Genomic DNA, 21,325 nt, shown 5'->3' with positions numbered 1-21,325 from the left:
GATCGCAGCCTGCGGCAGCTCCTACAGAGGATTGCATTCCAAACTGTAGGAGCTGCCGCAGGCTGCGATCTTTTGCTCTTTAACGGCTCAACAGCGACGCAGCGCCCGCACCACTGAACAACCCGGCACTCACCCGGTTGAACCAGCTCTGCCCCTTGCCGCTACGCAAATAGCGCGCCGCACCATGCGCACCCAGCCCGTAAGCCAGTTTGCAGCACAGGTCGAGCACCACCCAGGTCGCGATCATGATCAGTAACTGCGGCAAGAACGGTTGTTGCGCGCTGAGGAACTGCGGCAGAAACGCAGCGAAAAACAGAATGTCCTTCGGATTGCTCGCGCCCAGCACAAACGCGCGGCCGAATAGGGTGCGGAAACGTGGCACCGGTGCGGCCTGCGGCACTTCGGCGCCCACCGCTGGCTGACGCGATTGCTGCCAGCTCTGCCAGGCGAGGTAGAACAGGTACAGCGCGCCGACGATTTTCAGGGCGCTGAACAACTGTTCTGACGCCAGCAGCAGAGCGCCAAGCCCCAGCGCCGACGCGCTGAGCAGGCAGATCGAGGCGATCACGCCGCCGAGAAACGCCGGGTAAGAGCGGCGCAAGCCGTAGTTCAGACTGTTGCTGATCATCAGCAAAGACAGCGGCCCCGGAATCAGGATCACCACCAATGCAGCGCCGCTGAACAGCAGCCAGGTTTCCAGACTCATCACTTTGCTCCTTTTTTTGTTGTACTCAAGAATGTGCAAAAGCCCCACCCGTGAGGGTGAGGCTGGTTTGACGCTTGAACCGCGTGACGCTTACAAGAAGATGAACTTGGCGATGAAGATCGCGCAGAGCACCCACAGGCTGACGGAAATTTCCTTGTACTTGCCGGTACCGGCCTTCAACGCCACGTAGGTGATGAAGCCCAGCGCAATGCCGTCGGCGACCGAGAAGGTCAGCGGCATCATGATTGCGGTGACGATCGCCGGAATCGCATCGGTGGCTTCGTCCCACTCAATGTGGGCCATGCCGCCCATCATCAGCATCGCGACGTAAATCAGCGCACCGGCGGTGGCGTAAGCCGGAATCATCCCAGCGAGTGGTGCGAAAAACATCGCGGCTATAAATAGCACACCCACGGTGACTGCGGTAAGACCAGTCCGACCACCAGCGGCTACGCCAGCGGCACTTTCCACATAGCTGGTAACAGGAGGAACACCGACCACCGCGCCGAAAACACTGGAGGCACTGTCGGCTTTCATCGCGCGGGAGAGGTTTTCGATACGCCCGTCAGCGTTGACCAGATTGGCCCGCTGGGCGACGCCCATCAGCGTGCCGGCGGTGTCGAACATGTGTACGAAGAGGAAAGCCAGGACCACGCTGATCATGCTGACGTTGAACACGCCCGCGACGTTCATTGCCATGAAGGTCGGCGCCAGGCTTGGCGGGGTCGACATGATTCCTTCGTAGTGCACGATGCCCAGGCCCCAACCGGCGAGGGTCACGGTGATAATGCTGATGAGGATCGCGCCGAATACTTTGTGGTAGCTGAGGATCGCAATCATCAGGAAGCAGATCGCCGCCAGCAGCGGGCCGGGTTCACGCAGGGAGCCGAGCTTGATCAGAGTCGCCGGGCTGTCGACGACGATACCGGCGGTTTTCAGTCCGATCAGCCCGAGGAACAGACCGACACCGGCGCCCATCGCAAAGCGCAGGCTGACCGGGATGCTGTTGAGCAGCCATTCGCGAATCCGCGAGAAGGTCAGGATCATGAACAGCACGCCGGAAACGAACACTGCACCCAGCGCGGTTTCCCAGTTGTAGCCCATGGTGCCGACCACGGTGTAAGTGAAGAAGGCGTTGAGGCCCATGCCCGGTGCCAGGCCCACCGGCCAGTTGGCGTACAGGCCCATCAGCAGGCAGCCGAGTGCGGCGGCGATGCAGGTGGCGACGAAGGCTGCACCGTGATCGATCCCGGCATCGGCCATGATGTTCGGGTTGACGAAGATGATGTAAGCCATGGTGATGAAGGTTGTCAGACCGGCAATCAGCTCGGTCTTCACCGTGGTGCCATGCAAGCTGAGTTTGAAGATGCGCTCCAGCACGCCTGTGCGTAATGGCGGCGAGAGTTCCAGCGTCGATGCTTCGGATTTGCGGCTTTCCACAGCGAGTACTCCTCAAGAGTTTTATTGTTATTTCCAGGGCCGGACCCATGAGGGGTGGCAGCAGCCCTTTGAGGCATACGCGAATTTGTTGACCATGCGGTCAGGAACTCGCACGCAGTGGATTATGCTTTTGTGTACAAATAAAGCAAATATTGTTTTTGGTTTTGTTTACGAAAGGTCAGGCGATAGGGATATATCGCCCTCAGAGGCCCCATCGCTGGCAAGCCAGCTCCCACAGGTTTTGTGTACGCTGCCGATCATTGTGGGAGCTGGCTTGCCAGCGATCAGGCCGGATCAGTCAATCAAGATGTGACTGAGTGCTCCCAAGCGCCATGTTCACCGCCAACCACCCATTCACCGCCGCTTCCCCAGCCTCGGCAAACACCCGCTCGAGCAACTTCACCTGCTCACGGCGCAACGCCTGCTCGAACTTCGCACCCTCTACGGTCAGCTCCAGCAGGCGCTTACGCTTGTCCGCCTCCGACGCCACGCTGTCTACCAAGTGCATTTCCTGCAGCTGGCGCAACGGCATGTTCAGCGCCTGCTTACTCACGCCGAGCAATCCCAGCAACTCCTTCACGCTCAAATTCGGATAACGCGCGATGAAAAACACAATCCGCTGATGCACCCGGGACAGGCCGCGACGTTCGAGCATTTCGTCGGCCTTGGCGGTGAACGCCTGATAGCCGAAGAAAAACGCTTCCATCGCCTGCTGCTGGCTGGCGGGGTTTTTAAGGTCAAGCATGTTGACGTACTCGCTCAAGCTGTCGTAGTTTCAGTCAACCAGTTTGACTCATTTTCTCCAGCCCTCGCTACCGGTGACTCCCATGGCTTTTTCCGAACGTGTTTCGCGCCTTAAAAGTTCTCTGATCCGTGAAATCCTCGCCGCCGCCCAGCGCCCGGAGGTGATGTCGTTTGCCGGTGGCTTGCCTGCTGAAGCCATGCTGCCGAAAGTCGAATGGGCCGACATGCCGCTGTCCCTCGGCCAATACGGCATGAGCGAAGGCGAGCCGGTGCTGCGTGAAGCGCTGGCGGCGCAGGCGCAAGCTTTGGGTCTGGCGTGCACGGCGAGTCAGGTGCTGGTGGTCAGCGGTTCCCAGCAGACTCTCGATCTGGCCGCCAAGTTGTACATCGACAAGGGCACCGAAATTCTTCTGGAAGCCCCGACCTACCTGGCCGCGTTGCAGATCTTCCAGCTGTTCGGCGCCGATTGCCTGACCGTGCCGCAAGAGGCCGATGGCCCGAACCTGGCTCAACTGCGCAGTCGACTTGAGCAACACCGCCCGGCATTCATCTATCTGATCCCGACATTTCAGAATCCATCCGCCGTGCGCTACAGCGAAGCCAAGCGCGCTGCCGTCGCCGCGCTGCTGGACGAATTCGGCGTGACCCTGATCGAAGACGAGCCGTATCGCGAACTGACGTTCGATGGCGGCAGCGCCAAACCGATTGCCGGGCGTTTGAAGAAAGCCAGCTGGATCTACACCGGCACCGTGTCGAAAACCTTGCTCCCGGGTTTGCGCGTCGGCTACCTGATCGCCAGCCCGGACCTGTTTCCGCACCTGCTCAAGCTCAAGCAATCGGCGGATCTGCACACCAACCGCATCGGCCAGTGGCAGGCATTGCAATGGATCGGCAGTGAAAAATATCAGCAGCACCTGGGTGAGTTGCGCGGCTTCTACCGGCAGCGCCGCGATGCGTTTCAAGCGGTGCTGGAAACGCATTTCTCTGATCTGGCGGACTGGAACATGCCGCAGGGCGGGCTGTTTTTCTGGCTGACGCTCAAGCAACCGCTGGATACGCGAACGCTGCTCAACGAGGCGCTGGCCAATGACGTGGCGTTCATGCCGGGCGAACCGTTTTTTCCCGAACCGGATAAAAACCTTGGGCACCTGCGTTTGAACTTCAGCCACATCGACCCGGCGCGACTGGATGAAGGGCTCAAGCGACTGGCGGCGGTGGTGCGTCAGGCGCAGATAAATAAAGCGGCGTGAAAAATAAATAAACCGGCTCGAGGGCCGGTTTATTTTTGTCTGAGTAATGTGTTGCTCTTGCGGGCCGCATCGCTGGCAAGCCAGCTCCCACAGGTTTGTGAACGCCACAGATCACTGTGGGAGCTGGCTTGCCAGCGATGGGGCCATAAGCAACACAACATCAATATCAGACCGCAGCAAACCGCTTATCCAGATAATCAATGATCACCTTGGACTCATACATCCACGTCGTCTGCCCATTCTCTTCAATGCGCAGGCACGGCACCTTGATCTTGCCGCCCTGGTCCAGCAGGGTCTGGCGATCCTGTTCGTTGTTCTTCGCGTCCTTCAGTGCGACCGGCACATTCAGGCGACGCAGGGTGCGGCGGGTTTTCACGCAGAACGGGCAGGCGTGGAACTGATACAGGGTCAGGCCTTTGGCGGCCGCGTTGACTTGCGCCTGTACCTCGGCGGGGCGCTGTTTCTTGCCCGGGCGGGTGATGAAGTCGATGAAGATGATCAGTTGGCCAAGGCCGACACGAAGCGCTTTTACGAACACGTTGAAAGCCTCACGGTGCAAAGAGAGAAGGGCGCGCAGCTTACCCGATTTTTCACGGACGAAAAAAAACCGGCGATCAACGCCGGTTTTTTCTGCAGCCGATTATTTGATCAGGCTGAGGAACTCGCTGCGAGTCGCCGCGTTTTCGCGGAACTCACCGAGCATCACCGAAGTGATCATCGACGAATTCTGTTTCTCGACACCGCGCATCATCATGCACATGTGCTTGGCCTCGATCACTACGGCCACGCCCAGCGCACCGGTGACTTGCATCACTGCATCGGCGATCTGGCGGCTGAGGTTTTCCTGGATCTGCAGGCGGCGGGCGTACATGTCGACGATCCGCGCGACCTTCGACAGGCCCAGCACCTTGCCGCTCGGGATGTAGGCGACGTGCGCCTTGCCGATGAACGGCAGCAGGTGGTGTTCGCACAACGAGTACAGCTCGATGTCCTTGACCAGCACCATTTCGCTGTTGTCGGAGCTGAACAGGGCACCGTTGGTGACCTCTTCGAGCGTCTGTTCATAACCGCGGCAGAGGTACTGCATGGCTTTGGCGGCACGCTTTGGCGTGTCGAGCAGGCCCTCGCGGGAGACGTCCTCGCCCAGTTGGCCGAGAATCGCGGTGTAATTCTGTTCCAGGGACATGAAACTACCTGTGGGGATTTTCGCAAAGGGCAAGGGTACGGTGGCGGACACAACCCTGCAAGTTCGGTGTTACGCGATTATTCGTCGCGGCCTTCCATCATGGTGCGTTTGAGCATCACATACACCGCACCGGCACCGCCGTGTTTTGCCTGACATGAGCAGAAACCGAGCACTTGCGGATGCTGGCGCAGCCAGGTGTTGACGTGGCTTTTGATCATCGGCCGCTTGCCGTCCAGGCGCACGGCCTTGCCGTGGGTGACGCGCACGCAGCGGATTTCGAATTTGGTCGCCTCGGCGAGAAACGCCCAAAGCGTCTCGCGGGCCTTTTCCACGTTCATGCCGTGCAGGTCGAGGCTGCCTTCGAACGGGATCTGCCCGATCTTGAGCTTGCGCATCTGGCTTTCCTGCACCCCGTCGCGCGCCCACATCAACTCGTCTTCGGGGCCGACGTCGATCACGAACTGATCGGACAGGCCATCCACGGTGGTGGTGTCGGTGCGCACGGTGGCGGACTGGCGCAGCTTGGCAATCTGCGCGCGGTCAGCCTTGGGTTTGCCGGTGTCGGCGCGGTCGTGCTTGATCGGCTTGACGCCTTGGATCGCATTTTTGAACAGGGAAAAATCGTCGTCTTGCATGTCAGCCTCCGCGAAGGGCGGCCAGTTTACCCAAGTCGAAACAAAACGGCCCGGCAAAAAGCCAGGCCGTGCAGTCAGTCGTGTTTTTTCATCAGGTGCGGGGACATGTTCAGTTCCCGCGATTGCCGGGCGCGACGCCGGCATCGACGCCACAGGGCCACGCCGAAGTACAGGAACAACAAGCCGACCGCGAGAATGATCGCCGAACCCATCGGCGTGGCATTCAAGTCGCCGAGCGCCGGCGGGCGTCCCAGCAGGCTGGCGGCACCGGCCATCGCCAGCAGCACACCGAACGTCGCCAGCATGGCGGCGATCGCTGCGCCGAATCGAAAACGCCAGTTGCTTTGGCCTTTGGGCCGCAAGCGGCGTGCGTCAAATCCATCGGATAACTTCATTCCGACCTTCCTCAATGGGTATCGGCCCTTCGACCGGGAGTTGACCGGGTTGTTCCTGAGGCTAAGGCAATTGAAGCAAATGCGAGGCTTTTGCGGATGAGCGGCGCGGTGAGCCGCTCATCAGAGCAGATCAGATCAGATCCTGAGTCAGGGCAAGGGTGGCGAAGTTGTCGGCCATGATCGCCATTTCCGCTTCCTGCACCACGGCGGCGCTGAGCACGCGGCCCTTGAACGGCAGGTCACGGGTGGCGCAGGCGTCTTCGACCAGCGTGCAACGGAAGCCCAGGTTCTTCGCCGCGCGTACGGTGGTGCTGACGCTGGAGTGGCTCATGAAACCGCAGACGATCAGGTCCAGCGAGCCAAGATTCTGCAAACGGTCGAGCAGTTCGGTGCCGTGGAACGCGCTCGGCAGCAGTTTGCCGATGATGGTTTCGTCACCTTGTGGCTCAAGGCCGGGGATGAATTCGCCGCGTTCGCCCTGCGGGTCGAACAGGCCACCGACGGTGCCGAGATGACGCACGTGCACGATCGGCCGACCGGCTGCACGGGCCGCAGCGACCAGTTGTTTGATGTTCGCGACGGCCGCGTCCATGCCGCTCAGGGCCAGCGGGCCACTGAGGTACTCTTTCTGGGCATCGATGATGACCACGGTGGCATGGCTCAGTGTGGCCGCTGCATAACCGCGGCCGCTGAGTTGAAACATCGTTTTTGGAACGGACATTCTGGGGCTCCTTGGGGTGGGGCTTTTGCGGCATTGTCCTCTGGCTGAGCGCTTCTGTGAACCGCTACCATCGTAGACGCCGTCGTTACTGGCCTGCAGCCTTGTCAAGTTACACGTTCTGTTCAATAGCTGATGCAAAAAACAGAAAGGTCCTACTGTCGCTCCGCGGATTTTCCTGCGTCGTCGGCGCGCGATTTGGCTGGTAGAATCGCCAGTCGTTTTTTCTGGAGTTCTGCCCCGTGATCACTTCCCGACTTCGTACCCTGCGCGACCACATCCGTTGGGCCGTCAGCCGCTTCCATGGGGAGGATCTGTTTTTCGGCCATGGCACCGACAATGCCTGGGATGAAGCCCGGCAGTTGGTCCTCGGTGCCTTGCACCTGCCGTGGGAGATCGCCGACAGCTACCTCGACTGCGCGCTGGAAGACGACGAGCTGGTCAACCTGCAACGCCTGCTCAAGCGCCGCATCGAAGAGCGCATCCCGACTGCCTACCTGCTGGGCGAGGCGTGGTTCTGCGGCATGTCGTTCATCGTCGATGAGCGCGTGCTGATCCCGCGTTCACCGATTGGCGAGCTGATCGAAAACCGTTTTGCCCCATGGATCGGTGACGAACCTGCGCGGATTCTCGACCTGTGCACCGGCTCCGGTTGCATCGGCATCGCCTGCGCCTACGAGTTCCAGAACGCTGAAGTGGTGCTGGCCGATCTGTCGTTCGAAGCGCTGGAAGTGGCCAACCAGAACATTGAGCGCCACGGCGTCGATGAGCGCGTGTACACCGTGCAGGGCGATGGTTTCGATGGTCTGCCGGGGCAGCGTTTCGATCTGATCGTGTCGAACCCGCCGTACGTTGACGCAGAAGATTTCGCCGACATGCCGGACGAATACCAGCACGAACCGGAGCTGGGTCTGGCCTGTGGTGATGACGGCTTGAACCTGGTGCGACGGATGCTCGCCGAAGCGGCGGATCACCTGACCGAGAAGGGTTTGCTGATCGTGGAAGTGGGCAACAGCCAGGTGCACGTCGAAGCGTTGTACCCGGAAGTCGATTTCGCCTGGCTCGATTTCGAGCGCGGCGGGCATGGCGTGTTCATGCTGACCGCAGAGCAGTGCCGCGCTCATCAGGCCCTGTTCGCCTCCCGCGTTTGACCTGACTGACTTCTGTGGCGAGGGAGCTTGCTCCCGCTGGTCTGCGAAGCAGACCCAAAATATGCAATGACGGTGCACCAGACATACTGCATGTGCATGTTTTACGACTGCTTCGCAGCCGAGCGGGACCAAGCTCCCTCGCCACAGGTCATCGCTGATTTCAGCGGTGTGTGGCAATCCAGATCAACAACCCCGCCTGAAACACCGCAAACGCCACCAGACAGGTAATGGTGAAGCGCAAGCCAGCGTCTTCACGCTTGAACTTGCTGACCTTCTCTTCCTGCTTCTTCAGCTTTACTTCCTGCTCGGCCAGGTTCTGCTCGGCCTGCTGCAGCATCTGCGCCGCTTCGAGAATCTCGACGATCTGCAGCTTCTCGCTGTTCCAGTCGCCCAGCAAGTCACCGACCTGCACCTCTTTGACGCTGCCCTTCAAATGTTGGGCGTCGGCGTAGACCACGTCAAACCCATGCACGCGCAAGAAGTGATCGCGACGCAGGCGGGTGTCTTCATTCAGCGCGTCTTTGTTGTTCAGGTCCATGCCGTCGACGGTGTAGGCGGGCCAGCGTTTTTTCGCCCAATTGATGCCTTGCGCGGCCAGGAAGCGACCGATGCCACGGTTCAGCGGTTCGATCTGCAAGCCGCTGTCGGGGCCGAAATGTACACGCTTGCTGGTGTGATTGACCCACACATCGAGATGGTTCTGTTCTTTGCGCACGCGCTGGCCGGGCAGTTTGATTGCCATGCGCATCAGGCTGTGCTCTTTGCTGTTGCGCTCGGCATAGCCGAATTCGACAAAACGCAACGGCCGGCCACCGGTGTGACGGTCAGTCTGCAGCGGAGCCAGGCGGAGCATCTTGTGGTGCTCGACGCTGACGTCCGCCCATGGCAGCTCGACCGCTGGCGGTGCGTCTTTTTCAGCGGTGGTGTCGGGTGAAGTCTGGGTATCAGTCATAACGGCGAGATCCTGTCCAAGCCCTGCTTGTCGCCAGCCGGTACGCTGGCGACAAAGGCTTATCGGCCGTTTTTTTCAGGACTGGAGGGTAAACACCGTTTAACGGCTGCGAAGTCCGTCAATAAATTCGATGAGTTTGCCGCCCAGCTCCGCCGCCAGTGGCAAATTCGGGTCCTTGTAGGAGGCCAATTGCCGCTTCACATCGGCGGCGACGATGCGCATGACGTGGTTCATGCCGTCGATCACCACCAGTTCGGCATTGGGATTGGCCGCTTTGAGCGCCTGTGCATCGCCGACGCCGACCTGCATGTCGTTGCTGCCCTGAACGATCAGCGCCGGCATCTTCAACTGTGCAAACGCCTTGGCCGGATCCTGACGGAACAGCGAAATCAGGTACGGCTGCACGCTCGGGCGAAAAATCGGTTGCAGTGGCGCCGGCACGTTGGCGTCGGTATGGCCGGCCTTGAGGCTGTCGAGCAGCTGATTGCTGCGCAGCATCAACGGTGGTGGCAGGCTGCGCGCCAGTTGTTCGCGAATCACTTGATCCACTGGCCTTGCGCTGCCGGACAGGGAAATCAGCGCAGCAGCCTCCGTGCGCGGGGCAGCGAGGGTGGCGATGAGGGCGCCTTCGCTGTGACCGAGCAGAATCAGCGGGCCGAAGCGCGGATCACTTTTCAGCTTCTGGCTCCAGGCCACAGCATCGTTAACGTAGGCCTCCACCGACAGATTGCGCTCGTCGGGCGTGGCCGCGAAGCTCGCAGCGACCCCGCGCTTGTCGTAGCGCACGCTGGCAATGTTGTGTTTGGCCAGCACCCAGGCCAGCCGTTTCAGGCTGTCATTACGCCCGCCATCGGGGTTGTTGCCGTCACGATCCGTAGGACCGGAACCGGCAAGGATCAGGACAACCGGTACCGGGGTGTCGGATTTTGGCAGCAACAGCGAGCCGAAAAGCTCACCGTTGCCGGTGTCCAGAGAGATCGGGCGCTGCAGGACAGTCGCATGGGCAAAACCGGTCAACAGGGTAAGACTCAAGATCAGAACTCGCAGCATCATCACGCCATCATTCGCCAAGGTGCCGGTTGGACTCACCAACACCACTAAGGTTCGAGGATGAACTACTCGGTTAGCCTGCGTATACTGGCGCGCATCACGAATTCGGGTTTGATTTCACGGAGCGTCCTGCATGTCCGGCAATACCTACGGCAAGTTGTTCACTGTCACCACCGCTGGCGAGAGCCATGGTCCGGCGTTGGTCGCCATTGTCGACGGCTGCCCGCCGGGCCTGGAGATCTCCCTTGAAGACCTGCAGCGCGACCTCGATCGGCGCAAGCCGGGCACCAGCCGCCACACCACCCAGCGTCAGGAAGCCGACGAAGTCGAAATCCTCTCCGGCGTGTTCGAAGGGCGCACCACCGGTTGCTCGATCGGCCTGTTGATCCGCAACACCGACCAGAAGTCCAAGGACTATTCGGCGATCAAGGATCTGTTCCGTCCGGCGCACGCCGACTACACCTACCACCACAAATACGGTGAGCGCGATTATCGCGGCGGTGGACGCAGCTCGGCGCGCGAAACGGCCATGCGCGTGGCGGCCGGGGCGATTGCGAAGAAATTCCTCGCCACCCAAGGCATTGTCATTCGTGGCTACATGAGCCAGCTCGGCCCGATCGAAATTCCGTTCAAGACCTGGGATTCCGTGGAACAGAACGCCTTCTTCAGCCCGGACCCGGACAAGGTGCCGGAGCTGGAAGCCTACATGGACCAGTTGCGCCGCGATCAGGACTCGGTCGGGGCGAAGATCACCGTGGTTGCGGAGGGCGTGATGCCGGGCCTGGGCGAGCCGATTTTCGATCGCCTCGACGCTGAACTGGCGCACGCGCTGATGAGCATCAACGCGGTGAAAGGCGTGGAAATCGGCGCCGGTTTCGCCTGCGTCGCCCAGCGTGGCACCGAGCATCGCGATGAACTGACCCCGGAAGGTTTCCTCAGCAACAACGCTGGTGGCATTCTTGGCGGGATCTCGTCCGGTCAGCCGATTGTTGCGCACCTGGCGTTGAAGCCAACGTCGAGCATCACCACCCCGGGTCGTTCGATCGACATTCATGGCAACCCGGTGGACGTGATCACCAAGGGCCGCCATGACCCGTGCGTCGGCATCCGCGCCACGCCGATTGCCGAAGCAATGATGGCCATCGTGCTGATGGACCACCTGCTGCGTCACCGTGGGCAGAACGCCGACGTGCGCGTCAGCACGCCGGTGCTGGGTCAGCTTTGATGGTTGATCGCCAAGCCGTCGCGGTCTGACCGTGGCGGCGCTCCCATACTGGCGGCTGTCCAGTTTCTATCTGTTCTATTTCGCCTTGCTCGGTTCGACAGCGCCGTTTCTGGCGCTGTATTTCAATCACCTCGGCTTCAGCCCCGCGCGCATCGGCGAACTGGTGGCGATCCCGATGCTGATGCGCTGTGTGGCGCCGAACATCTGGGGCTGGCTCGGCGACTACACCGGCAAACGCCTGGCCATCGTGCGCTTCGGCGCAGTGTGCACGCTGCTGACGTTCTCGCTGATTTTCGTCAGCAAGACCTACGCCTGGCTGGCGATGGTCATGGCGCTGCATGCGTTCTTCTGGCACGCGGTATTGCCGCAATTCGAAGTCATCACTCTCTCGCATTTGCAGGGACAAACCTCGCGCTACAGCCAGATTCGCTTGTGGGGTTCGATCGGTTTCATCATCACCGTGGTCGCGCTGGGGCGCTTGTTCGAATGGCTCAGTCTCGATATCTACCCGGCGGCGCTGGTGCTGATCATGGCCGGTATCGTCCTCAGTAGCCTGTGGGTGCCGAATGCGCAACCGCCGCAGGGTAACCGGCCAAACGGCGAAGGCTTCCTCAAGCAACTGCGCAGCCCCGGTGTGCTGGCGTTTTACGTCTGCGTCGCGCTGATGCAGATGAGCCACGGCCCGTATTACACCTTTCTGACCTTGCACCTTGAACGACTCGGTTACAGCCGAGGCGTGATCGGCATGTTGTGGGCCGTCGGCGTAGTGGCGGAAGTGCTGATGTTCATGGCGATGAGCCGGATTCTCGCGCGGTTTTCCTTGCGTCGGGTGCTGATGGTGAGTTTTCTGCTGGCGGCGCTGCGCTGGTTGCTGCTAGGTTCGTTCGCCGAATTCCTGTGGCTGCTGTTGTTTGCGCAGGTGCTGCACGCGGCGACTTTCGGCAGCTTTCATGCGGCTGCCATCGCTTTCGTGCAACGTAGCTTCGGTGCGCGCCAGCAAGGTCAGGGCCAGGCGCTTTACGCCGCGCTGGCCGGCACCGGTGGCGCGCTCGGTGCGTTGTATTCCGGTTACAGCTGGAATGCCCTCGGCGCGACATTGACCTTTAGTATTGCCAGTCTCGCGGCGCTCGCTGCTGCCGTTATCATTGCCACACGTATGCAAGAGGACAGGCCATGAGCCTTACGCGTGAACAGCTCGCCCAGCAAATCGTCGACGCCGGGCGTTTTCTTTATGGTCGCGGCTGGTCGCCGGCCACCAGCAGCAATTACTCGACGCGCCTGTCGCCGAGCCAAGCGCTGCTGACCGTGTCCGGTAAACACAAGGGCCAGTTGGGGCTGGACGATGTGCTCGCCACGGATCTGTCCGGCAACAGCCTGGAACCGGGCAAAAAACCGTCCGCCGAAACCCTGCTGCACACCCAGCTCTATAGCTGGCGCACGGAAATCGGTGCGGTGCTGCACACCCATTCGGTGAACGCCACGGTCCTGTCGCGGCTGACACCGCAAGACTTTATCGAGTTCGAAGACTACGAACTGCAAAAAGCCTTCAGCGGCATCTCCACCCACGAATCCCGGGTGCGCGTGCCGATCTTCGACAACGATCAGGACATTGCGCGCCTCGCCGCCAAGGTGCAGCCTTGGCTCGACGCCCATCCCGATTGCGTCGGTTACCTGATTCGCGGCCACGGCCTCTACACCTGGGGTGCGCAGATGAGCGACGCCCTGCGGCAGATCGAGGCTTTTGAATTTCTGTTTGAATGCGAGTTGAAAACCCGCAGCGTCATGAACCGCCAAGGCTGACTTCACCAGAAGCCGCCCGTTTGCCTGATCAAATGCACTGCCCGACCGGTCTGCAAGAACCGGACGGCAAGGCCGTTACCGAGGAATTGCCCATGAGCAGCCTGTCCGTTTATCACGTATCCAGTCCCGAGATTCCGAACAAGGTGCTGACCCATTTCGAAGACATCGCCTCGACGCTCGCCGAGCAGGGCGTACGCTTCGACCGCTGGCAAGCCGCGACGAAAATCCAGCCCGGCGCCAGCCAGGAAGAGGTGATCAGCGCCTATCAGGAGCAGATCGACAAACTGATGACCGAGCGCGGTTACATCACCGTCGATGTGATCAGCCTCAACAGCGATCACCCGCAAAAAGCCGAGCTGCGCGCCAAGTTCCTTGAAGAGCACCGCCATGGCGAGGACGAAGTGCGCTTTTTCGTCGCCGGTCGTGGCTTGTTTACTTTGCACATCGACGATTACGTCTACGCGGTGCTGTGCGAGAAGAACGACCTGATCTCGGTGCCGGCCGGCACCAAACACTGGTTCGACATGGGCGAGCACCCGCACTTCGTGGCGATTCGCCTGTTCAACAATCCGGAAGGCTGGGTCGCCAACTTCACCGGCGAAGACATCGCCGGGCGCTTCCCGCGTCTGGAGGACTGAGCCGATGTCGATCAAAGTCATCCTCACCGACATTGAAGGCACCACCAGCGCGGTGAGTTTCGTCTTCGACGTGCTGTTCCCGTATGCCGCCAGACACCTGCCGGACTTCGTGCGGCAGAATGTCGAGCGCGCCGATGTCGCCGAGCAGATCGCCGCCGTGCGCCGCGACAGCAACGAGCCGCAGGCCGATGTTGAACGGGTGGTGGAAATCCTCCTGAGCTGGATCGCCGAAGACCGCAAGGCCACGCCGCTCAAAGCGCTGCAAGGCATGGTCTGGGCGCAGGGCTATCAGGCCGGGCAGTTGAAAGGCCACGTTTACCCGGACGCCGTTGAAGCGCTCAAGCGCTGGCATCAGGCTGGTTATCAACTGTTTGTGTATTCGTCCGGTTCGATCCAGGCGCAGAAACTGATCTTTGGTTGTTCCGAAGCGGGGGATCTGACGCCGCTGTTCAGCGGGTATTTCGACACCACGTCGGGGCCTAAACGCGAAGAACAGTCCTATCGCAACATCCAACAGGCAATTGGCGTCGAGCCGGGGGAGATTCTGTTTCTGTCGGATATCGTCGAGGAACTGGATGCCGCGCAGGCTGCCGGTTTGCAGACCTGTGGCCTGGCCCGCGAGGGTGGAGAACTGGCAAGCCATATCACCGTCGACAGCTTCACCGGCATCGAACCCGAAGCCTTCTAACCACACAAGTCCCTGTAGGAGCTGCGGAACGCTGCGATCTTTTGACTTTGATTTAAAAGATCAAGATCAAAAGATCGCAGCCTTCGGCAGCTTCTACATAAGAATCGCGTACAAACAAAAGGCCGTGGAGCATCTGCTCCACGGCCTTTTTTGTTTAATGCGTTTACGTTTTTACAGCGAGTGATACGTCGGCAGGGCAAAACGCTGCTGGCTTTGCAGCATTGCAATCTGCGGCAGTTCACTGGCTTCTTCTGCCAGGTCACGACGGATGGCGCTGATTGCCCACGACAGTTGGTCGGCGTTGTGCATTTGCTGGTAGGTCAAGGCGCGCTTGAACACTTTGCCTTCGCTGCTGCGCAAGGTCAGCAAAATCCCGCCATCAGGACGCGGTGCAGTGGTGACGTTGAAGTTGGAGAACAGGGAGGTAAATTTTTCTTGAATCAGGCTCATGTCTTTCAGCTCCGTATGCACTTGAAGGGCAAGCATGCACAGGAGGTTGCAGCGATTGTGCCAGCATTTGAAAAATAAAAAATCCTTTAAAATCAATTGCTTAAAAATCATGAAATTTGCACGGGTCGTGCAAACTGCATGAATGGCCATCGTGCATCCTGCATTTTGCGGGATTCTCTTCAGTTGGACGGAACCAAATGGCAAAGGCGCAATCTCCGCTGCCAGGCATGAGCGGGCGGATACAAAACATTGCAAAAACCGCGTGTACAGCTTGAGAAGCGCTGTCGTATTTTCGATCCCGACCTTGCCCGCAACGCAGGTCATGCCACGGCCCGAACAATAAGAAACCGGCCAGTCAGGTCGAACGGGGAACTGCCATGCGTCACGCGCCGAGCGACACGATTACCTGGAGCATGATGCTCCGCAAACTGCCGACAATCGCCAAAGCCATCCCGCGGGTGGTCAAGGGCATGAAAGTCGCCAACGTCACGGATCCGACCCAAACGTGTGGCCTCGGCTGGACCTTCGAGCAGGCAACCCTGCGTAACCCTGAAGGCCTGGCGATCCTGCAGGACAACGTCTTGCTGACCTACGCGCAGGTCAACCAGTGGGCCAATCGCATCGCCCACTATTTGAGTACGCAGGGCATCGGCAAGGGCGATGTGGTCGCGGTGTTCATCGAAAACCGCCCGGAACTGCTGGTGACCATTCTGGCCTTGGCCAAACTCGGCGCGGTCAGTGCGCTGCTCAATACTTCGCAGACCCGCGACACGCTGATTCACAGCATCAATCTGGTAGCGCCGGTGGCGATCGTGCTCGGTGAAGAACTGCAACCGGCGTTTGCCGCGATCCGCGAGCAGGTGTCGATCCCGGCGCAGCGCACCTGGTTTATCGCTGACCGCGACACCTACAGCCACCCGGGCATTGCGCCCGAGGGCTACATCAACCTGATCAGTGCCAGCGCCGATGCGCGCGGTGACAACCCGCCCAGCAGCGGCGAAGTGTTCTTCAACGACCCGTGTTTTTACATCTACACCTCCGGCACCACCGGCCTGCCCAAGGCCGGGGTGTTCAAGCACGGCCGCTGGATGCGCAGCTCGGCCAGCTTCGGCATGATCGCTCTGAACATGACGCCCGACGACGTCGTCTATTGCACCTTGCCGCTGTACCATGCCACCGGCCTCTGCGTGTGCAGGGGCTCGGCGATCAATGGCGCTTCCGGGTTCGCCATCCGCCGCAAGTTCAGCGCCAGCCAGTTCTGGCCGGACGTGCGTCGCTATAACGCGACCACGCTCGGGTATGTCGGCGAATTGTGCCGCTACCTGGTCGATCAGCCGCCCAGCGCCGATGACAGCCGTCACGCCGTGCGCAAGATGATCGGCAACGGCTTGCGTCCCGGCGCCTGGGCCGAGTTCAAGACCCGGTTTGCCGTCGAGCACATCTGCGAACTGTACGCGGCGAGTGATGGCAATATCGGCTTCAGCAACATTCTCAACTTCGACAACACCATTGGTTTCTCGCTGATGGCCTGGGAACTGGTGGCTTACGACCACGACAGCGGGCAGCCGCTGCGCAGCGCCAACGGCTTCATGCGCAAGGTCGGCAAGGGCGAGCAGGGCTTGCTACTGGCACGGATCGACGAAAAGGCCCCGCTGGACGGCTACACCGACCCAGAGAAAACCGCCAAAGTGGTGCTGCACGATGTGTTCAGCAAGGGCGACCGCTTCTTCAATACCGGCGACTTGCTGCGCAATATCGGTTTCGGCCATGCGCAGTTTGTCGATCGCCTCGGCGATACCTACCGCTGGAAGGGCGAAAACGTCTCGACCACGGAAGTGGAAAACCTGTTGTTGCAGCATCCGCACATTTCCGAGGCGGTGGCCTACGGTGTAGAAGTGCGCAACACCAACGGTCGCGCCGGCATGGCCGCCATTACGCCCGCCGAGTCACTGGCGACCCTGGATTTCACTGAATTGCTCGCGTTCGCCCGTCAGCGTATGCCGGCGTATGCGGTACCGCTGTTCCTGCGGGTGAAGGTGAAAATGGAGACCACCGGGACGTTCAAATACCAGAAGACCCGTTTGAAAAACGAAGGCTTCGACCCCGCCCAGACGGGGGATGACCCAATCTATGCCTGGTTGCCCGGCACCCAGACTTACGTGCAGGTGACGGATCAGGTGCTGGCCGATATTCATCAGGGCAAGTACCGCTATTGAGATTGGCTATGGCAGGACTTGAGAAAAAGGGGGTGACAGCTATCGTCGCGCTCGGGAAACTGTCGGCTTTGCGAATAACCGAAAGTGGAGTTGCCCCATGTCTGACCAAAGCCGCCAGATGACCCCTGAAGAAGCTGCCGAATTCACCGAGCAGGTGTTCAACAAGGCGCGCGAAGGTGATGCGCTGATGCTTGATCGGCTGATCAGCGCCGGTTTGCCGGTGAACCTGAAAAACAGCAAGGGCGATACGCTCTTGATGCTCGCCAGTTACTACGGCCACGTCGACGCGGTGCAGGTGCTGCTCAAGCACAAGGCCGACCCGGAAATGCGTAACGGCAACGGCCAGAGCCCGATTGCCGGCGCCGCGTTCAAGGGCGATCTGGCGGTGGTCAAGGCGCTGGTGGAAGCGGGTGCCGAGATCGAAGGTTCGTCCTTCGACGGGCGCACGGCGTTGATGATGGCGGCGATGTTCAACCGCGTTGAAATCGTTGAATACCTGATCAGCAAGGGCGCCAACCCGCAAGCCAAGGAAGCCAACGGCATCACCGCGCTGGACGCGGCCCGCACCATGGGCGCAGTCGATACCACGGCGCAGCTGGAAAAACTGCTGGCCTGAGGACTGTCGAGATGTTGTGGCGAGGGAGCTTGCTCCCGCTCCAGTGCGCAGCGCTGGTAAAAATGGTGAATTCACTGTTTGGGGGCCGCTTCGCGCCCCAGCGGGAGCAAGCTCCCTCGCCACATTGTTCTGTGTGCAGCCGGAGGTCGCAATGCGCTATCCTTCGCGCCCTCGAAATTCACCTTCGCCACAGGATCCGCCCCCATGAAAGCCGCACTCGTCGAACTCATCAGCAAAATCAGCTCCGGCTGCATGGGCGAGGACGAGATCCTGAACGTGGCCGACGAAGCGGCGCAGGCTTACGCCGATGCCGATGCGTTCCTCGCGGCCAACCCGGACATCAACTACGACGACACCTTCCCGATTCCGCTGGGTGAGTGGGTGGTGGTCGGCAGCCTGCCGGACACCGTGCTGTTCCAGGCCGACACCTACGTTGACCTGTTCGCACAGATCGTCGCCTCGTTTGGCCCGGGCGTCGAATTCAACCTCAAGCCCAAGCAACTGGCCAAGACCGAGGCACTGACCGCACTCAACCGCATTCAGGTGCAGATGAGCAGCCTGAACAAGGAAAACGGCGGTTACACGCTGATGAACTTCAGTCAGCTGCTCGATGACGAGCTGCAAGTGGTGCTGGTCTACGGCAACGACGTGCCACGAGTGCTGGAGCTGTGTGCCGAAGTCGGCATCGCGGCGGCGCCGTCGCTGGAAGCGCTGAAAGTCGCCGTTCACGTCTGAACGCAATAAAAGGGAACCCTGCGCGCGACCGTCTATCCTAAAAGTGCATGCCACTAATCTGGAGTGACACCATGGGTTCCACGTTCAACGGGCTGATTGGCCTGATCATTCTTGCCCTCGACATCTGGGCCATTATCAACGTACTGAAAAGCGGTGCCGAGACCGGGATGAAAATCCTCTGGGTCCTGCTGATCATCCTCCTGCCGGTGCTGGGCCTGATCATCTGGGCGATTGCCGGACCGCGGGGCAATGTGCGGGTCTGAAGAACACTGTAATACCCCTGTAGGAGCTGCCGAAGGCTGCGATCTTTTGACTTTGTTTTTTTTAAAACAGAGATCAAAAGATCGCAGCCTTCGGCAGCTCCTACAGGGATTGTGGATTGTCGATGAACAGAGGTTCGACCTGTCATCTTCGGCAACGTAGAATGCGCGCCTTTCCCGGGCAATCGTCCCCACGATCGACGCCCGCGCATTCATCGGAGCACTTGACCATGACCGTCACCAAGACCAGCGAGTACCTGGAAACCCTTTACGAAGGCTACGGCCAGCGTTTTCGCATGGAAAAACTGCTGCACGAAGTGCGCACCGAACACCAACACCTGGTGATCTTCCAGAACCCGCGCATGGGGCGGGTGATGGCGCTGGACGGCGTGATCCAGACCACCGAAGCCGACGAATTCATCTACCACGAAATGCTCACCCACGTGCCGATCCTCGCCCACGGCACCGCCAAGCGCGTGCTGATCATCGGCGGCGGTGACGGTGGCATGCTGCGCGAAGTGACCAAACACGCCAGCGTCGAGCACATCACCATGGTCGAGATCGACGGCACCGTGGTCGACATGTGCAAGGAATTCCTGCCGAACCACTCCAAGGGCGCCTATGACGATCCACGCCTGAACCTGGTGATCGACGACGGCATGCGTTTCGTTGCCACCACCACAGAAAAATTCGACGTGATCATCTCCGACTCCACCGACCCGATCGGTCCGGGCGAAGTGCTGTTCTCGGAGAACTTCTACCAGGCCTGTCACCGTTGCCTGAACGAAGGCGGGATCCTCGTGACCCAGAACGGCACGCCGTTCATGCAGATCGACGAAGTCAAAACCACCGCCGGTCGCCTGCGCAGCCTGTTCCCGGACTGGCACTTCTATCAAGCGGCCGTGCCGACCTACATTGGCGGTTCGATGACCTTCGCCTGGGGTTCTACCAACCCGGCTTACCGCAAGCTGAGCCGTGAAACCCTGCAGCAGCGCTTCATCGGCAGCGGCATCGTCACCCGCTACTACAACCCGGAAATCCACATCGGCGCGTTCGCGCTGCCACAGTACGTGCTGCAGGCGATCAACAAGCCAAGCAACGACTGACGCACTATTCCCGGATCGGTGATAGATCCCCTGTGGTGAGGGGATTTATCCCCGACCGGCTGCGCAGCAGTCGTAAAATCGGCAGACGCGTTGGAACTGACACTATGCGTTCGCTGAATTCAGGGACGCTTCGCGCCCATCGGGGATGAATCCCCTCGCCACACAAGCCTGTTTCCCCATCGGTTAATTTTTTTTCATGTTCGTGCGCCGCAATCCTTTTGAACGATCAATCTCGCCAAAAGTCGAGATACTAGTAAGCCCATTTGCGGGTTTGATCGAGGAGGCACCGATGCAAAAGTGGAAAGTCACTTTCGTGGACGATCATGGTGAAATTGTCGATGAGGTGTTCGAGCGCGCGGAATGCCCCAGTGATGACGAGGCTGCACGCCTGATCAAGGAACGGCTCCTGCCGGTGGCCGCCAAACTGGATCTGAACGATCTGGAAGGGCGAACCCCTGATGCGGGCGTCAAAAGCCTCGAAACCCAGAACAGCATCAAGATCCGCAGCATCACTCCAATCTGAAAATCTTCCTTTCATCCGAAACAACCAGGCCTTGGCAGCAGCTCTATCTTGGGGCTACTCTGCAAGCGAGATCAGCGAACGAATCGCTAAGGTCTGGTCTTGTCAGCTACATGCTTGTTTCCCGCCGGCAACCGGGTTGCCGATGTACTTCTGGCCTGTAAGGCCCGGGGCGGGAATACGGAAAGTCTATCCATCTATCCGAGGGGGACGTTTCATGAGCACAGCCTATCAAGAAGACATCAGCAGCAACGTACTGCGCCGCATGAAAGAAGGCGGTTTCGACTTTTCCCGGTTCCATCCCATCGAGTTCTACGCCATTTTCCCGGACGAGGAGCGGGCGCGCAGGGCGGCGGGCAAATTTCGTGGTGAATCCATCAATGCCCAGGTCAGTGCGCGCGAAGATGGCGCCTGGTCACTGGAACTGAGCAAAGTGATGCACGCGACCTATGACGACATTGGCGATTTCGAGCAGGGCTTTTCTGCCGTGGTCGAGCCGCTGGGCGGCATCATCGAGGGCTGGGGCGTCAAGCAGGAGGTGCGCAACCGCCATCGTCTGAACTGATCTCTGGTTTCAGGTATTGAGCAACGGCTGACCTTCGGGTTGGCCGTTGTCGTTTTCAAAGATCAAAAGATCGCAGCCTCCAGCAGCCCCTGCACCAATCACCTGCAGGAGCTGCCGGAGGCTGCGATCTTTTGCTTTTTACTTTCAAAACATTTCAGAAAGGCAAAAAAAAGCCACCGGAGAGGGTGGCTAAAAGGGAAGACCGATAAGGAGAGGAAACCGGTCAGGGTTACGGCCTGCGGGGACTGCGTGGGCAGTCCGGATCAGTGGAGCTGAAGC

25 protein-coding genes are annotated in these 21,325 nt (G+C 59.8%); 14 read left to right on the top strand and 11 right to left on the bottom strand.

The features are described from left to right. Positions 1–79: 79 nt before the first annotated feature. From L6D63_RS20640 to L6D63_RS20630, 3 genes are all read right to left on the bottom strand, one after another. Positions 80–706 (bottom strand): LysE family translocator, encoded by a 627-nt coding sequence (locus L6D63_RS20640; RefSeq protein WP_003223174.1) that lies wholly within the window; start codon positions 704–706, stop codon positions 80–82. Positions 707–796: 90 nt separating this feature from the next. Continuing rightward, a complete protein-coding gene (locus L6D63_RS20635; RefSeq protein WP_027613339.1) occupies positions 797–2,146 on the bottom strand; it encodes an NCS2 family permease in 1,350 nt (449 codons plus the stop codon). A gap of 298 nt (positions 2,147–2,444) precedes the next feature. Beyond that, positions 2,445–2,891 (bottom strand): MarR family winged helix-turn-helix transcriptional regulator, encoded by a 447-nt coding sequence (locus L6D63_RS20630; RefSeq protein ID WP_047293052.1) that lies wholly within the window; start codon positions 2,889–2,891, stop codon positions 2,445–2,447. Positions 2,892–2,973: 82 nt separating this feature from the next. Here L6D63_RS20630 and L6D63_RS20625 point away from each other — a divergent pair, with 82 nt between their 5' ends. Next, the gene (locus L6D63_RS20625) at positions 2,974–4,140 is read left to right on the top strand and encodes an aminotransferase-like domain-containing protein (protein ID WP_047292949.1); all 1,167 of its coding nucleotides are present in this window, start codon (positions 2,974–2,976) and stop codon (positions 4,138–4,140) included. A gap of 166 nt (positions 4,141–4,306) precedes the next feature. Here the strand turns inward: L6D63_RS20625 and L6D63_RS20620 are convergent, their stop codons facing one another. The 5 genes from L6D63_RS20620 to L6D63_RS20600 form a co-directional block, all read right to left on the bottom strand. Continuing rightward, positions 4,307–4,678 carry a glutathione S-transferase N-terminal domain-containing protein gene (locus tag L6D63_RS20620; protein ID WP_007960660.1) on the bottom strand — a complete coding sequence of 124 codons (372 nt, stop codon included), beginning with the start codon at positions 4,676–4,678 and terminating at the stop codon, positions 4,307–4,309. 102 nt (positions 4,679–4,780) lie between these two features. Next, positions 4,781–5,326: a GTP cyclohydrolase I FolE gene (gene folE / locus L6D63_RS20615; protein WP_003442011.1), complete on the bottom strand. Its 546-nt coding sequence runs from the start codon at positions 5,324–5,326 to the stop codon at positions 4,781–4,783. 77 nt (positions 5,327–5,403) lie between these two features. Further along, positions 5,404–5,961 carry a Smr/MutS family protein gene (locus tag L6D63_RS20610; RefSeq protein WP_047292950.1) on the bottom strand — a complete coding sequence of 186 codons (558 nt, stop codon included), beginning with the start codon at positions 5,959–5,961 and terminating at the stop codon, positions 5,404–5,406. Positions 5,962–6,035: 74 nt separating this feature from the next. Continuing rightward, positions 6,036–6,356 carry a hypothetical protein gene (locus tag L6D63_RS20605; RefSeq protein WP_041068857.1) on the bottom strand — a complete coding sequence of 107 codons (321 nt, stop codon included), beginning with the start codon at positions 6,354–6,356 and terminating at the stop codon, positions 6,036–6,038. 130 nt (positions 6,357–6,486) lie between these two features. After that, entirely contained in the window at positions 6,487–7,077 is a 591-nt protein-coding gene (locus L6D63_RS20600) for a cysteine hydrolase family protein (protein ID WP_003223193.1), read from the bottom strand. Between the two features lie 239 nt (positions 7,078–7,316). Here L6D63_RS20600 and prmB point away from each other — a divergent pair, with 239 nt between their 5' ends. Further along, on the top strand, positions 7,317–8,225 hold the full coding sequence (gene prmB / locus L6D63_RS20595) for a 50S ribosomal protein L3 N(5)-glutamine methyltransferase (RefSeq protein ID WP_047292951.1): 909 nt from the start codon (positions 7,317–7,319) through the stop codon (positions 8,223–8,225). 160 nt (positions 8,226–8,385) lie between these two features. On the opposite strand, the gene L6D63_RS20590 is transcribed toward prmB, so the two are convergent. Next, positions 8,386–9,177 carry a hypothetical protein gene (locus tag L6D63_RS20590; RefSeq protein ID WP_047292952.1) on the bottom strand — a complete coding sequence of 264 codons (792 nt, stop codon included), beginning with the start codon at positions 9,175–9,177 and terminating at the stop codon, positions 8,386–8,388. Between the two features lie 99 nt (positions 9,178–9,276). Next, a complete protein-coding gene (locus L6D63_RS20585; RefSeq protein WP_047293054.1) occupies positions 9,277–10,230 on the bottom strand; it encodes an alpha/beta hydrolase in 954 nt (317 codons plus the stop codon). 130 nt (positions 10,231–10,360) lie between these two features. Here L6D63_RS20585 and aroC point away from each other — a divergent pair, with 130 nt between their 5' ends. From aroC to mtnC, 5 genes are all read left to right on the top strand, one after another. Beyond that, entirely contained in the window at positions 10,361–11,452 is a 1,092-nt protein-coding gene (gene aroC / locus L6D63_RS20580; protein WP_041068866.1) for a chorismate synthase, read from the top strand. A 31-nt stretch (positions 11,453–11,483) separates the two neighbouring features. After that, positions 11,484–12,629, top strand: a complete 1,146-nt coding sequence (locus L6D63_RS20575) for an MFS transporter (RefSeq protein WP_131670034.1) — start codon at positions 11,484–11,486, stop codon at positions 12,627–12,629. Beyond that, on the top strand, positions 12,626–13,252 hold the full coding sequence (locus tag L6D63_RS20570; protein ID WP_047292955.1) for a methylthioribulose 1-phosphate dehydratase: 627 nt from the start codon (positions 12,626–12,628) through the stop codon (positions 13,250–13,252). Before L6D63_RS20575 ends, L6D63_RS20570 begins: the two co-directional genes overlap by 4 nt. A gap of 92 nt (positions 13,253–13,344) precedes the next feature. Continuing rightward, the gene (locus tag L6D63_RS20565) at positions 13,345–13,890 is read left to right on the top strand and encodes a 1,2-dihydroxy-3-keto-5-methylthiopentene dioxygenase (protein ID WP_047293056.1); all 546 of its coding nucleotides are present in this window, start codon (positions 13,345–13,347) and stop codon (positions 13,888–13,890) included. Between the two features lie 4 nt (positions 13,891–13,894). Further along, entirely contained in the window at positions 13,895–14,578 is a 684-nt protein-coding gene (gene mtnC, locus L6D63_RS20560) for an acireductone synthase (protein WP_047292957.1), read from the top strand. A 171-nt stretch (positions 14,579–14,749) separates the two neighbouring features. On the opposite strand, the gene L6D63_RS28665 is transcribed toward mtnC, so the two are convergent. Then, entirely contained in the window at positions 14,750–15,028 is a 279-nt protein-coding gene (locus L6D63_RS28665) for a DUF3509 domain-containing protein (protein ID WP_027613327.1), read from the bottom strand. A 377-nt stretch (positions 15,029–15,405) separates the two neighbouring features. Between L6D63_RS28665 and L6D63_RS20550 the strand changes: the two genes are divergently transcribed. From L6D63_RS20550 to L6D63_RS20520, 7 genes are all read left to right on the top strand, one after another. Then, positions 15,406–17,244 carry a long-chain-acyl-CoA synthetase gene (locus L6D63_RS20550; RefSeq protein ID WP_131670035.1) on the top strand — a complete coding sequence of 613 codons (1,839 nt, stop codon included), beginning with the start codon at positions 15,406–15,408 and terminating at the stop codon, positions 17,242–17,244. A gap of 97 nt (positions 17,245–17,341) precedes the next feature. Then, the gene (locus L6D63_RS20545) at positions 17,342–17,860 is read left to right on the top strand and encodes an ankyrin repeat domain-containing protein (protein ID WP_236170379.1); all 519 of its coding nucleotides are present in this window, start codon (positions 17,342–17,344) and stop codon (positions 17,858–17,860) included. Between the two features lie 204 nt (positions 17,861–18,064). Next, the gene (locus L6D63_RS20540) at positions 18,065–18,595 is read left to right on the top strand and encodes a hypothetical protein (RefSeq protein ID WP_047292960.1); all 531 of its coding nucleotides are present in this window, start codon (positions 18,065–18,067) and stop codon (positions 18,593–18,595) included. Positions 18,596–18,666: 71 nt separating this feature from the next. Then, positions 18,667–18,858 carry a PLDc N-terminal domain-containing protein gene (locus tag L6D63_RS20535; RefSeq protein ID WP_007960694.1) on the top strand — a complete coding sequence of 64 codons (192 nt, stop codon included), beginning with the start codon at positions 18,667–18,669 and terminating at the stop codon, positions 18,856–18,858. A 227-nt stretch (positions 18,859–19,085) separates the two neighbouring features. After that, entirely contained in the window at positions 19,086–19,961 is an 876-nt protein-coding gene (gene speE, locus L6D63_RS20530) for a polyamine aminopropyltransferase (RefSeq protein ID WP_041068886.1), read from the top strand. Positions 19,962–20,250: 289 nt separating this feature from the next. Then, positions 20,251–20,484 carry a hypothetical protein gene (locus tag L6D63_RS20525; protein ID WP_041068889.1) on the top strand — a complete coding sequence of 78 codons (234 nt, stop codon included), beginning with the start codon at positions 20,251–20,253 and terminating at the stop codon, positions 20,482–20,484. Positions 20,485–20,698: 214 nt separating this feature from the next. Then, positions 20,699–21,046, top strand: coding sequence for a ribonuclease E inhibitor RraB (locus L6D63_RS20520; protein ID WP_041068892.1), 348 nt, complete (start codon positions 20,699–20,701; stop codon positions 21,044–21,046). Positions 21,047–21,325 lie beyond the last annotated feature (279 nt).

It is taken from the genome of Pseudomonas parakoreensis (assembly GCF_021602155.1).
Lineage (GTDB): Bacteria > Pseudomonadota > Gammaproteobacteria > Pseudomonadales > Pseudomonadaceae > Aquipseudomonas > Aquipseudomonas parakoreensis.
This window is presented reverse-complemented; position numbering and strand designations above follow the sequence as displayed.